This is a genomic window from Ruegeria sp. F11 (assembly GCF_056533855.1).
Map to the genome: position 1 here is coordinate 132,535 of NZ_JBQFOW010000003.1, position 12,967 is coordinate 145,501.

At 61.8% G+C, this 12,967-nt stretch carries 9 protein-coding genes; 6 read left to right on the top strand and 3 right to left on the bottom strand.

What is annotated here, in order from left to right; all coding sequences use genetic code 11:
• Window positions 1–9 precede the first annotated feature (9 nt).
• The 5 genes from tssK (at window position 10) to ACR0NJ_RS05150 (ending at window position 7,860) form a co-directional block, all read left to right on the top strand.
• Window positions 10–1,350, top strand: a complete 1,341-nt coding sequence (tssK, locus tag ACR0NJ_RS05130) for a type VI secretion system baseplate subunit TssK (RefSeq protein WP_480816052.1) — start codon at window positions 10–12, stop codon at window positions 1,348–1,350.
• Window positions 1,351–1,446: 96 nt separating this feature from the next.
• Window positions 1,447–2,883 (top strand): type IVB secretion system protein IcmH/DotU, encoded by a 1,437-nt coding sequence (icmH, locus tag ACR0NJ_RS05135; protein WP_480816053.1) that lies wholly within the window; start codon window positions 1,447–1,449, stop codon window positions 2,881–2,883.
• 2 nt (window positions 2,884–2,885) lie between these two features.
• Complete coding sequence (gene tssM / locus ACR0NJ_RS05140; RefSeq protein WP_480816054.1) at window positions 2,886–6,455, top strand: type VI secretion system membrane subunit TssM; 3,570 nt, start codon at window positions 2,886–2,888, stop codon at window positions 6,453–6,455.
• Window positions 6,455–7,141, top strand: coding sequence for a type VI secretion system-associated protein TagF (gene tagF / locus ACR0NJ_RS05145; RefSeq protein ID WP_480816055.1), 687 nt, complete (start codon window positions 6,455–6,457; stop codon window positions 7,139–7,141). The genes tssM and tagF overlap by 1 nt, the downstream gene beginning before the upstream one ends.
• Window positions 7,138–7,860 (top strand): PP2C family protein-serine/threonine phosphatase, encoded by a 723-nt coding sequence (locus tag ACR0NJ_RS05150; RefSeq protein ID WP_480816056.1) that lies wholly within the window; start codon window positions 7,138–7,140, stop codon window positions 7,858–7,860. Before tagF ends, ACR0NJ_RS05150 begins: the two co-directional genes overlap by 4 nt.
• A gap of 1 nt (window position 7,861) precedes the next feature.
• Here ACR0NJ_RS05150 and ACR0NJ_RS05155 read toward each other — a convergent pair whose 3' ends face one another.
• The 3 genes from ACR0NJ_RS05155 to ACR0NJ_RS05165 are packed head-to-tail and all read right to left on the bottom strand — an operon-like array spanning window position 7,862 to window position 11,936.
• Window positions 7,862–9,097, bottom strand: a complete 1,236-nt coding sequence (locus tag ACR0NJ_RS05155; protein ID WP_480816057.1) for a hypothetical protein — start codon at window positions 9,095–9,097, stop codon at window positions 7,862–7,864.
• A 19-nt stretch (window positions 9,098–9,116) separates the two neighbouring features.
• On the bottom strand, window positions 9,117–11,321 hold the full coding sequence (locus ACR0NJ_RS05160) for a serine/threonine protein kinase (RefSeq protein ID WP_480816058.1): 2,205 nt from the start codon (window positions 11,319–11,321) through the stop codon (window positions 9,117–9,119).
• A 39-nt stretch (window positions 11,322–11,360) separates the two neighbouring features.
• On the bottom strand, window positions 11,361–11,936 hold the full coding sequence (locus ACR0NJ_RS05165) for an OmpA family protein (protein WP_480816059.1): 576 nt from the start codon (window positions 11,934–11,936) through the stop codon (window positions 11,361–11,363).
• Between the two features lie 166 nt (window positions 11,937–12,102).
• On the opposite strand from ACR0NJ_RS05165, the gene ACR0NJ_RS05170 reads away from it, so the two are divergent.
• On the top strand, window positions 12,103–12,942 hold the full coding sequence (locus ACR0NJ_RS05170; protein WP_480816060.1) for a M15 family metallopeptidase: 840 nt from the start codon (window positions 12,103–12,105) through the stop codon (window positions 12,940–12,942).
• The last annotated feature ends 25 nt before the right edge of the window (window positions 12,943–12,967 follow it).

The window sequence follows — 12,967 nt, forward strand, 5'->3', positions numbered from 1 at the left end:
GGGCAGCCATTGTCCTGGGACAGCAAGGTGCTTTGGACCGAAGGGTTGTTTCTGCAACCCCATCACTTCCAGCAGGCCGACCGGTATACCGAGGCGCTGGTCGCCGGGCTGGCGCGCCGTGTGACGCCCTATGCCTGGGGCCTGAGCGCGCTGGAGATTGATGACGAGGTGCTCAAAGTCGGTCAGTTTGCGCTGAAATCCTGCTCGGGCCTGACGCCGGACGGGCAGGTGTTCCGCGTGCCGCAAGCCGAGGACCACCCGCCTGCACTGGAAGTGCCCGAATCGATCAAGGATTGCGTGGTCTACCTGACGGTACCGCAGCGTCGGCAGGGTGCTTCCGAGGTCGACCTGAGCGGAGCTGAGCAATCGGTCAGCCGCCTGCGCCCTGCAGAGCAGGAAATCACCGATGTGATGAGCCAGCAGAAAAAGCCGGTGACTCTGGGCGTCGGCAAGCTGCGGCTGCAATTTGCGCTGGCGGTGGACGATCTGGCCGACAAGCTGGCCATCCCGATTGCCCGGATCATCGAGGTGCGCCCGGATAAAGAGATCATTCTGGATCGCGGCTTTATCCCCTCAGTCCTCGATGTGCGCGCTGCCCCCGCGCTCGCCGGGTTCATGAATGAACTGGAAGGCATGCTGTCGCACCGGATGCAGGCGCTGGCCGGGCGGCTGTCCGAAGGCGGCCCCGCCAAGGGCGCGGCTGAGATTTCCGATTTCCTGCTGCTGATGACCATCAACCGTAACCTGCCGCTGGTGCGCCATTTCGCCAATATCGAAAACGTGCACCCAGAACATGCGTATCGTGTTTGCGCTGCTCTGGCAGGAGAGCTTGCAACCTTCATGAGTGCCGAAAAGGAAGCGGTGCAATTCCCGGCTTACCAGCATGACAACCTGACCGAATCCTTCGCGCCGGTAATCCGCACCCTGCGTCAGTACCTGAGTTCGGTTCTCGAGCAGACCGCGATTTCGATCCCACTGGAGCCGCGCAAATACGGCATAAGTGTGGGTGTGATCGCAGACCGCAAGCTGATCGGGAATGCGGGCTTTGTGCTGGCCGTCAACGCCGATATCCCAGCCGAGGACGTGCGGCGGCATTTCGCGGGGCAGGCCAAGACCGGCCCGGTTGAAGAAATTCGCCAATTGGTGAACTCGGCCCTGCCGGGCATCACCCTGCGCCCGCTGCCGGTCGCGCCGCGCCAGATTCCCTATCACTCCGGTGTCGTCTATTTCGAACTGGACGCCGCCAGCCCGTATTGGGGCAAGATGACCACCTCGGGCGGCATCGCGGTGCATGTGTCGGGGCAATATCCGGGGCTGCAGATGGAGCTTTGGGCGATCCGCAATCAGTGAATGTGAAGGCGATCACTGGCTGCGGCGAAACGAATTGATAGGGCTGCCCGTATGGGTCACACTCAGACCCGGGGGCCTTGAGGAAGCAGGTAAACGATGTCCGACAAAGATCCTTTTGCCGAACCGGACGATACAGACAAGACGGTGATCCGACCCAATCCGGGCGGGCGGCGTCAGGCTGGCGGTGCTCCGCAACAACCTGCCGTACCCCAGCAACTGGCGGGCTATCCGGATCCTTTGCAGGTGCCGCAGCCTGCCGCGCCTGCACCCACTGGCGCCGCCGGGTACGGTGTACCGCCCTCGCAACCTCAGCAATCGCAGCCCGCGCAAGGCGGGGCTGAGACTGTGGCGGCTACCGGTATGAACCGCCTCAACGCCTGCGCTGCGCCTCTGTTTTCCCTGATCAGCCGCATCCGCAACCGGGCGCAACACATGGACCCGGACAAGCTGCGCCAAAGCGTCGTGGCCGAGGTGCGCAGTTTTGAAAATGCGGCCCTGCAGGCGGGTATACCGGCCCAGACGGTCAAGGTCGCGCGCTATGCGCTGTGCGCCACGCTGGATGACGTGGTGCTGAACACGCCGTGGGGCGGGCAATCAAGCTGGGCCACCCAGTCGCTGGTCGGCACATTCCATCGCGAAACCGTGGGCGGCGACCGTTTCTATGACCTGCTGGCGCGTCTGGAACAGGACCCGGCGAACAATATCGAGTTGCTGGAATTCGTTTATATGTGCCTGTCGCTGGGGTTCGAGGGCCGTCTGCGCGTGGAGCAGGGGGGGCCCGACAAGCATCTGCAAATCCGGCAGGGTTTGGCCCGCATCATCCGGGCGCAGAGGGGCGATGTTGAACGGGATCTGGCCCCGCATTGGAAAGGCGCAGACAAGCCGTACCGCGCGCTCAGCATGTGGAAACCGGTCTGGATCGCGCTTGGCGTCACTGCACTGTTGCTGATGATCGAGTTTGGCGGGCTGTCCTATGTACTGTCGAACAAGACCGAAAATCTGGTAGGGCAAATGTCGGTGATCGACGCGGGCCCCGTGACCGAGTTGCAGCGCCGCGCACCGCCGCCGCCCCCTCCGCCGCCGCAGCCCCAGCCGCAGGTCGAAAAGGTGGTGGAGTTCCTGAAGCCCGAAATTGACGAAGGGCTGGTTGAGGTCTTTGAAAAGGGCAACACACTGATCATCCGCATCAAGGGCTCGGGCATGTTCGGTTCTGGCTCGGACCATCTGCAGGACAAGTTCCGCGAACCCGTGCGCCGGGTTGCCGTGGCGTTGAACGAAGAACCGGGCAGCGTGATCGTGGCCGGGCATTCGGACAACGTGCCGATCCGGTCCTCGCGCTTCCCGTCCAACCTGGCGCTGTCGCTGGCGCGCGCGAAATCGGTGATGAACCAGATGGCAGGCGAGATGACCACGCCTGACCGCCTCAGCGCTGAGGGCCGCGCCGACAGCGAACCGATTGCCGACAATTCGACCCGCGAAGGCCGGGCCACCAACCGCCGGATCGAAGTCCTGCTGGTACAAGAGGAGAACTGATCGTGTTCTTCAGAGTTCTGAGATTCATCTTTTTGTCGATCTACACGGTGCTGTTCTTCACGGCGACCGCTCTGTCATTGTGCCTGTATTTCTTTGGGCCTCTGATCGGCTGGGACGAGTGGCGTCCGCTGGACGGGGTTGGCACGCGTTTGATCTGGTGTGGGGTCATCTACTTTATCTTCCTCAGCATCGCCCTGACCATCTTCTTCGTCCGCCGCCGCCGCGAGAAGAAGCTGACCGAAGAGATCACCGAAGCCGTCAGCGATGGCGGTGACATGATCGACAGCGAAATCTCGGAACTGCGCGGCAAGCTGAAAACCGCAATGGCAGCGCTGCGCAAGTCCAAGAACGGGCGGCGTCATCTGAACGAGTTGCCCTGGTACGTGATGATCGGCCCGCCCGGAGCGGGCAAGACCACGGCCATCGTCAATTCGGGCCTGAACTTTCCGCTGGCCGACGAGATGGGCAAGACCGCCATTGGCGGCGTAGGCGGCACCCGCAACTGCGACTGGTGGTTCACCGAAAACGCGGTTCTGATCGACACCGCCGGTCGCTACACGACGCAGGAAAGTGACGCACAGGTCGACAATGCCGCCTGGATCGGGTTTCTGAGCCTGCTCAAGAAGTACCGCAAGCGCCAGCCGATCAACGGCGCGATGATCGCTATTTCGCTGTCTGATCTGTCCCTACAGGACGAGATCACGCAGAAAGAACACGCCAAGGCCGTGCGCCGCCGTCTGGAAGAGTTGCGCGAGAAGCTGGGCGTGCGCTTCCCGGTCTACATCCTGTTCACCAAGGCCGATCTGATCGCAGGCTTTGCCGAGTTCTACGACAATCTGGGCAAAGAAGACCGCGAACAGGTCTGGGGCTTTACCCTGCCGCTGGACAAGTCCCGCGCCGAAAAATCGCCCGTGGCGGCATTTGACGAGGAATTCGCGCTGCTGCTGGGCCGCCTCAACGCGCAATCTCTGGAACGGATGCAGACGGAAACCGACCCGCATCGCCGCGCGCTAATTGCCGGGTTCCCGATGCAGGTGGCCTCGGTTCGCAAGGTGGCGCATGAGTTCCTGACCGAGGTGTTTCAGGACAGCCGCTATCAGCACCGCCACATGCTGCGCGGGGTGTATTTCACCTCGGGCACGCAAGAGGGCACACCGATTGACCGGCTGATGCTGGGTATGGCGCGGACCTTCGGGATCGGGCGTCAGGCGATCGGGTCAGGGCAGGGCTCGGGCCGATCCTATTTCCTGACCCGCCTGTTCGATCAGGTGATCTTCCGCGAGGCCGGTCTGGTCAGCGCCGACGACAAGGTCGAGCGGCGCTACAAGATCACCAAATGGGTCTCGGTCGCTGCAACGGTTGTGGCGGCTGTAACGGTCGGCGCGCTGCTGGTGCGCAGCTTCATGGGCAATTCCGAGTTGATCGCCGAGGCACAGGAGGGCGTATCCGCCTATCAGGCCGCCGCCGCAACTCTGCCCCCCAGCCCGGTCGGCGATACCGATCTGGTGCCGGTGGTGCAGGCGCTGAACACGCTGCGCGATCTGCCCGCCAACCCGACCCTGTCGGACCCCGAGCCGGAAACGCGCGTGACCTATGGCCTCTATCAGGGCGAAGTGATCGGCACGCAGGCCGCGCAAACCTACCGCGCCGCGCTGAACCAGCGTTTCCTGCCGCGCCTTCTTCTGCGTCTGGAAGAGCAGATGAGCGCCAATATCAACAACCCCGATGTCCTCTACGAGGCTCTCAAGGTCTATCTGATGCTGGGCCTGCAGGGGCCGATGAACCAGAATCTGGTCAAGGAATGGATGAACATCGACTGGACGGTCTCGTTCCCCGGCCCCACGCGCGAAGAATTCCGTGCCGACCTGAACGACCATCTGGATGCGCTGCTGAGCCAACCGATGCAGGAGGTTGCGCTGAACGGGCCGATGGTGGAACAGATTCAGGGCATCCTGTCCGAATTGCCACTGGCGCAGCGCGTCTATAACGGCATCGTCTCCAGCCCGTCGGCAACAGCATTGCAGGAATGGCGCATCACCGATGTCGGAGGTCCTGCTGTGGGCCGGGTTCTGGTCCGGTCCTCGGGCAAACCCCTGAATGCCGGGATTGAGGGGATATTCACCTATAAGGGCTTCAACGACGTTTTCCTCGGCGAGGCCTTGGGCGTTGCCAAACGCGTACAAAAAGAAAGCTGGGTGCTGGGTCCGCGTGGCGAGGCTGAGCAGACCGAACAGGCGCTGGCAGCGCTCAGCCGCGATGTTCTGGACCTCTATTACAACGACTACATCGCGCGCTACGATGCGATGCTGGGCGATATCGACATTGTGCCGATGGAAAGCCTCAGCCATGCGGTCGAAGTGACCAACGTGCTCTCGGGACCGACTTCGCCCATCGTGAACGTGCTGACGTCGATCTCGGATGAGACCAAGCTGACCGAGAAGCGTTCTGCTCTGCCAAACACCGACGCGCTGAACGAGGGGCTGTCGGATGCGGCCAGCCTTGAGCTTCAATCGGCGACCTCGGTCCAGACGCAGATATTGCTGGAAGCACTGGCCAAATCCAGTGGCGCCGGGGTAAGCGAACCGGTTCAGCAGCCGGGTCAGTATGTCGAAGATCGGTTCTCGTGGCTGCACGAACTGGTGGACAGTCAGGAAGGCCAGCCCTCGCAGCTTGATCTTCTGATGGGATCCCTGACCGGTGTTTATCAAGAGCTGAACAAGATGTCGTTCAGCGGCGTGTCGGGGGGTGAGACCGGGCAGGCGCTGCAGCAATTCCAGCAGGAGGCCGCCCGCATTCCCGGCCCGATGGAACGCTGGGCCGTGCAGATCATCGACGGCTCGTCGGGGATCACCTCGGACAGCACGCGGTCGTCGATCAATGCGCGTTGGCAGGCCAGTGTGCTGCCCTTCTGCGAGCAGGTCGTCTCGGACCGGTATCCGTTCAATCGCCGGTCTGGCGCGGATGTGGCGATGGGCGATTTCGGCAAATTGTTCGGTCCGCAGGGCCTGATCGACACGTTTTTCAACGAAAACCTCGCCAAACATGTGGATATGCGCACACGGCCCTGGTCGTGGAAATCCGGCGTGAACGAGGCCGATCTGGGCATCAGCCAGGCGGTTCTGACCCAGTTCCAGAACGCCGCTGAAATCAAAGAGGCGTTCTTTGCCGCCGGACCTCAGCCGCAGATTCAGTTCCAGATCATGCCCGAGGCGCTGGACCCCAAGGCCAAAGGCGTGAAGCTGGAAATCGACGGGCAGACGCTGGATTTCCGCCATCGCGGCGGATTGCCCTCGCCCATGGCCGTGACATGGCCGGGGCAGGTCGGTCTAGCGCGGGTCAGTTTCGAGCCGGAAAAGCGCAACATTGAAAGCGTGCTGTCCAAGGACGGGCCGTGGGCCTGGTTCCGCCTATTGGATGCGGCAGAGGTGCGGCGCACCAATGTCTCGGACCGCAAGAAGGTGATCTTCAACGTCGGGGGCCGCATCGCGATCTTCCAGTTGCAGTCAGGTTCGGTCATCAACCCATTTGCCCTGCCGGCGCTGCAGAAATTCAGCTGCCCGAAGTCGTTCTGATGCAGCAGGCCGGGTTTGGCGCATTCGGCAAGATGCCTTCGGTTGGGGATTTTTTCCGCTTGGGCGTCGCTCCGGCCTTTGTGCAGCCTTGGGACGAGTGGATTCAGCGCAGCATGCTGGCCGCGTCCGAGGTTTTGGGGCAGGCCTGGGATGCACATTACATGTCCGCCCCGATCTGGCGGTTCTGCCTGTCGCCGGGGCTGGCCGGGCCGCAAAAGATGCTGGGCGTTCTGATGCCCTCGGTCGATCGCGTCGGGCGGCGCTTTCCGCTGACACTGGTTGCGCCGGTCTCGAACGAAGGCTCAGCCATTCTGGCGCATTTCCGGGCGTCCGAAACCTATCATCAACTCGAAGATTTGGCTCTGGCGGCGCTTGAGGACGACATGACCCGCGACAGGCTTGAGGCCGCACTGGCAGAACTGACCGTCCCCGTGCAGCAACCAACCGCGCCGGTAAGGGCCAGTGGCCAGACGATGGTCCTGACCCGTGGCGAAGTGTCAGGCAGCCTGCTGCCCGATCTGGCCGCGGGGCTGATGGCGCAACGTTATCGCACCCCAAGCATCTGGAGCACCGAAATCGGCGGCGTGCCCCGGATGATGGTCTGCGAAGGTTTACCGGATAGGGCAAACATGCAAGGCTTGTTCAACCTACACGCCGCTCTCTGGACCGAGGCAATGCCAATATGAATTCAAGTCACCGCGTTCGGTACAGTGCCCGCAGCCATGTCGGCCTTAAGCGCAAAATCAACGAAGACGCGGTGCTGGCACTGCCCGAAGAAAGCCTGTGGCTGGTGGCGGATGGCATGGGCGGGCACGAAGCAGGCGATTACGCCAGCCGCCTTGTTGCCGATATGGTGGCCGCTATCCCTCCGGGCCTGCCGCCCTCAGACCGGCTTGGCACATTGCGCGATGTGATCCGCAAGGCCCATGCAGTGATCCGGCAAGAGGCCGAGGCGCGTGGCGGCGGAACCATCGGCACCACGGTCGCCTGTATGATGCTGGCCAACGGTCATTTTGTCGGGCTTTGGGCCGGGGACAGTCGGATTTACCTGTTGCGCGACGGCAAGATTCAGATGCTGACCACCGATCATTCCGTTGTCGCCGATCTGGTGCTGGCCGGGCAGATGAGCTGGGATGAGGCCGAACAGCACCCGCAATCCAACGCCATCACCCGCGCGGTGGGCGTGGGCGAGGAACTGGAACTGGACAAGATCCGGGGCGAAGTTCAGCCGGGCGACCGCTTCCTAATCTGCTCGGACGGGCTGAGCAAATACGCCACATTCCCGATGCTGGAAAAGGCGTTGTCCCAGATGCCGATCGAGACGGTGGCGGACCAGTTGATCCAGATCGCCCTCGACGGCGGCGGGGCGGACAATATCACCGTGGTTGTGGTGGATATCCTGTAGCTTAGGGGAAAGAAGGCAAAGCGGGCAGCGGTGGGGCAGGCGGCAACTGCATCCCGGCCAGACTGTCCCTGACCGAGCCGATATCGGTGTTGCACGCATCGCACGGCCCCAGCGGCAGGCCGGGCAAAGATTTCGCCAGTTTCGCCAGCGCCTGCAGCGTTGGCAGGATCGGCACGGCGGGGGGCTGAACGCTCATCGACGCGGCCAGATTGACCGCGCCGCTCTGCGCTGCCTGCGCGCCTTGCGTGATATCGTCGATCTTGGGCAGCGCGTCCAGTTGCATCTGCAGCGCCTGCGCCTCGAGCGGCATCGGAACGTTCAGACGGGCGATATAGCTGAGCATTGCGTTTACCCGCGCGACCCCGGCGGGGGTCAGGGCATCGGGGCCGAACGCCTCTTGTATCGTGGCGAGGTCCTTGAGTTGATCCGCCATGGCCTGCAGATCGTCGAGCGAGACGGGCAGGTTGGGCACCGGCACGGTCGACAGGGCGGCCAGTTGGCCCATCAGCGCCTTCATCATGTTCGGATCGGAGATCGGCGGCAGCCCCATGGCCGCAGGCGCGGTTCCCGCCGGAGCCAGCAGGGCCAATTGCCGCGCGAGATTGAGTTTCGGCAGCGGCAGGGCAAACGGCGGTAGGGTGATGCGGGGCAGCGATGCCGCGAAATTCAGCGCGGCGGAGCAGGTGCCGCGCGACCCTCCGGCCTCGCCCGCCTCCATCGACGCCTCAAACGAGTAATCCAGCCCTGCCAAAGCCATCGGGCAGATGCCCTGCGCGCGCAGCGCAAGGGTCATGTTTGCGGCCAGCGTCATGTTCTGCAGCTGTGGTCCCGGGATTGAAGGCATCGCCTGTGCCTGCGGCAGAACATTTGCAGCCAGGCTCAGAACCGCCTGCTGCACTTCGGCCAACAGTGCGCGTGGGTCGGCCAGCGGGAAACCGGCAACCGCCAGTTTCATCATCATCGAAATGGCTCCACCGCCATCGCCGGGCAGGATCGGCGGCAGCACGATATTGGGCGCCTTCGCCGCCATCGTTGCCTGCAGATACATATCCGGCGTCATCGCGGGCAGCATGGCGTTCAGTTTTAGGTCCGCCCGCGCCTGACCACTGACGTTGCCTTGCAGTCCCAGCAGGGACAGCAGTTTCATCATCTGCGGCGGCACCGCCTGAACCGACAGATTGGCGGTTGGCGTCAGATTTGGCAGCGTCGCCGCGTTGGATTTGCAAAAGCAGGGCATGGGTCAGCGCAGCCCGTTCCTATTGTTCCAGAGTGGTCAGAATACGGCTGTCGAGCGACAGGATCTGCGTGTCGACATTGCGGTCCTGCTCGCGCAGGGCCTCGGCATATCCGGCAGCGGATTCCGTTGTGGGACGCAGGGTGTCGAACAGCTGGTTGTCGGTGTGCAGAACGATGACCTTGCTTTTGCCCAGAGCAGTGTCGTCGACCTCAAAAGCGATACCCCCGTTCTCCTGACTTTCCGGGATCGAATAGGCCACCCGCACTGACACGGGGCCAGCTTCCCCGTCTCGCAGGGCGGCGATGTCGTTTTCAGTGCGCGTCACATTGGGCAGAAGGTGGAACACGTTGCCGGACACGTCCAGCACCGAGACAGACAGGAACCCGTCCTGCACATCGCCGGGAAGATCGACATCAATGACCGGGTTCTGCCCAACGACAAAATCGCCTGCAGGATTCGGTGCGTTGCCTTGTTCACCATTATAGAACGCGATCGAGATATCGCTGGCAGGAGCGCTTGGCAGGAAGTTCTCGATGAGGCACAGCGACGGGTTCAATAGCGCAACCTGATCCAAGTCCAATGGCCGCGATCCGGCCAAAGCTGTCAGGGCGGTTCTGAGCCCGATCATGCTGTCCTGCGAGGCCAATGTGCCGCTCACCCGGATCGGGCTTTCAGGCCCATACCCGGTCGCCGGGGCATCGACCAGTTTCAACGCACCGCAATCGGCCAGCCCGGACAGGACGGGCCGTATCTCGGCGGCGGACAGGAATAGGGGTTCAAAGTCCAGTTCAACTGTGCCCTGCAGTCCGACGGGCAGACCGGCGGAATAGAGTTGCTCCAACTCGGCGTGCAGGGTTTCGTTTGTCGTAAGGCCTGTCAGCTTGGCGTCATTGCCGTTCACCACGAGCCGCCATTCATCCATCTCCATGATCGAACCGATCACATCAGTAACCGCGCTGCCCCATGTCTCGGAGATGTCGCCGGAGGCCAGCGTCAAATCGACCTCACCGCCCTCGGCGGTGATCTCGCTGGTCATGGTGTCACGGGCGGATTCGGAGGGAACGAAGCCCACGGCGCGCGGGGGCAGCCCGTCGCGTTTGTCGGCCACCAGCGTGTAGGGCGCGGCCACCGGATAATTCGGCCCGAGGAAGCTGTCGAACACCCCGCCAAAATAGCCACCGGCCCCGATGCCCGCGACGGCAAGAACGCCAAGGATCGGCACAAGTGCACCGCGCGACGTCTTGGGCGCGTCGGGTTGGGTCGGTTTTTGCGCTGCATCTGAACCCAGTGAAGGTTCCGGTTTCGCCATCACCGGCTCGGGGGCTGCTGATTGGCTTTTGGGCACAATCACGGTCGCGTCTTCGTCAATACTCGTTAGCGGTTGCTCAACCGCTCCCGACCGCGCGGCGGCAAGCGCCCGAAGAACATCGCTGGCCGTCTGATATCGGTCATCGGGATTGGGCGCGGTCATCTTGTCGAGGATCGCTTTCAGTGGCTCGGGTACAGAAGTCGTATCAAGCGGCGCTTTCTTGTTCTCGACGACCTCCAGCAGGTTGCGCCCGGCATCCGCTCTTTGGCCCCGGAAATTGGCCAGCAGCAGCGCGCCCAAAGAATAGATATCAGTGCGCTGGTCGGTCTTGCCCGATAATTGCTCGGGCGCGGCATAGGCGTATTTGCCGGCGAACTCGCCACCGACAATGGTTTCCGCGCCTGGATTGGTGTCTTTGGCGATGCCGAAATCAATGATCACCGCCTGCGCCGGATCACCGTCGCGCAGGATGATGTTGTCGGGGCTCAGATCGCGGTGAACGATGTTGCGGGCATGGGCGGCTTCCAGCCCCTCGCACACCCGCTTGCAGACTGTCAGAATATCCGCCGCCGACATCGGCCCTTCGCTGAGCTTCTGATCAAGCCCCGGCCCGTCGACATAATCCATCACCAGATAGACATGCCCGTCTGCCGTGCGGTTGTTCTCGGAATAGCGGACAACCGCGTCGTGGCGGATGTCGCGGATCTCTTCCTCGCGGGTCAGCAGGACGAGGTAGTCGTCATTGCTGGAAAACTCGGCCTTCAGAACCTTCAACGCGGCAAGCCGCCCCGATATTTCGGAGCGGGCCCGGTAGACGTCAGATGTGCCGCCCCGCCCAAGGATGGCTTCGATCCGATATGTATTGTTTACCAGATCGCCCGGCTGAAACAGGTCGCCTGCGCGGGATTCGGTCATGCTGCCCTCGGAAGTTTTTTGTGGTTAGCGGATACTAAATCAGCCGAGAGCCTGGAATTCAACGCGGCGGTTTTCGTCCGCGCGCGGATTGTCCTTGTTCAGAGGTTCTGCTTCCCCAACGCCCAGTACTTCCAGTCGTGTTTCAGCAATGCCGCAATCGCTAACGAGGAAGCGCTTGACCTCTTTCGCGCGGAGCAGCGACAGGTTCTGGTTGTATTCGGCAGAGCCGGCGCTGTCGGTGTGGCCGATGATCTGAAAAACGTTCACGTCCACGTTTTTCATCGCCTGGCACAGCGAGCTAAGCTTTGGTTTCTGATCGGCGCGCAGCGAAGCTGAAGCGAAATCAAAGCTGATCTGAATGTTGACCTGATCTTCCGTATCCACCGGCTGATATTCGGTGGGCGCGGCGGCAACGGTGGTTTCAGCCGTGTCGTCCGTCGCCGCGGTGCCGGTGTTCGAGGGCACGATAACCAAACCGCGTGTCTTCTGTTTGTTGAACGCGTCGGTGATCTCGTCAGCCGTCAGTTCATTTTCCTGAGCCAGCGCAAGTTGGGTTGTACACACAACCGCAAAAGCCGAGGCCCCGATGAATTTCAAAGATGAAAGTGCGAACATAACCTAAGTCCTTCCTGTTTGACACGAAGAGTACCGCTGCGTCTGACGGGCGACAATGAAGAAAGTCACACTTGTGAACGACAATTTTGGGGCAATTGCGTGACATCCCGCCCTGCGCCTTTTAGGTTTACGCCCGAAGGCGGCAGGAAACAGGAAAAACAGGCAAATGCGCATCGTTCCGGCGATAATATTAGGGGTGGCGATCATACTCGCCCCGATAATCTGGTATGTGTTTCCGCTGATCGTTCCGATGGAGGACAATTTCGAAGGGCCCGCAATCGACTCGGGCGCGCGGATCGAGATTGAGATGCTCAGCCAGCAGGTTGAAGACATGCGCAACCAGTTGGAACAACTGTCACTGGAAATCTCGCGTTCGCAAAGCGGCGGGCCTGTTTTCCAACAGGGCAATGACGATGCGGACAGTTTCGGATATGACAGCACCTCGCCCAATGACATCATCGACGCCTATGCGCAGGTCGTTCTGATCGCCAACCGGGATAAGGTGAACAGAGACCTCGAACTGGCGGGGTCCTCATTCCTGAAAGAGACCTTCGGCCTGCCGCGCGAGGATCTGACGGATGATTGCCAGTCGATGACAAATCCCCGGCTTGAGGAAAAGCTGGTTCTGGAAGAGGTCGGTCCGGTCCGGGTGCGGATGCTGAAACCTGCGGTTGATTCGCTGCGCGCCGTGTTCGAGAACATCCGCCGCACCGATCCTGACCTTTATGCGCGCATCAACACGGCCGGGTCGTTATGTGTGCGCCGTATTCGCGGAGCAACATCCTCGGCCTCGGCCCATGCCTATGGTCTGGCCGTGGATCTGAACATCGACGGTGTTCTGGACACGCTGGGCGATGGGAAAACGCAGCTGGGTCTGACAATCCTCGCCGATTTCTTCCGGCAGGAGGGTTGGGTCTGGGGCGCAGCCTGGGGGCGTGAGGATTCGATGCATTTCGAAGTCAGCCGCAACAAGATCGAGGAATGGCTTGAACAAGGTCTTCTGTAGCGGCTGCAGATGTGATCGGCATTTG

Coding starts and splice junctions, on each gene's coding strand:
- icmH (WP_480816053.1), top strand. CDS start 1,447: ATGTCCGACAAAGATCCTTTTGCCGAACCGGACGATACAGACAAGACG.
- ACR0NJ_RS05150 (WP_480816056.1), top strand. CDS start 7,138: ATGAATTCAAGTCACCGCGTTCGGTACAGTGCCCGCAGCCATGTCGGC.
- ACR0NJ_RS05170 (WP_480816060.1), top strand. CDS start 12,103: ATGCGCATCGTTCCGGCGATAATATTAGGGGTGGCGATCATACTCGCC.
- ACR0NJ_RS05160 (WP_480816058.1), bottom strand. CDS start 11,321: ATGACCGAATCCCGCGCAGGCGACCTGTTTCAGCCGGGCGATCTGGTA.
- tagF (WP_480816055.1), top strand. CDS start 6,455: ATGCAGCAGGCCGGGTTTGGCGCATTCGGCAAGATGCCTTCGGTTGGG.
- ACR0NJ_RS05165 (WP_480816059.1), bottom strand. CDS start 11,936: ATGTTCGCACTTTCATCTTTGAAATTCATCGGGGCCTCGGCTTTTGCG.
- ACR0NJ_RS05155 (WP_480816057.1), bottom strand. CDS start 9,097: ATGCCCTGCTTTTGCAAATCCAACGCGGCGACGCTGCCAAATCTGACG.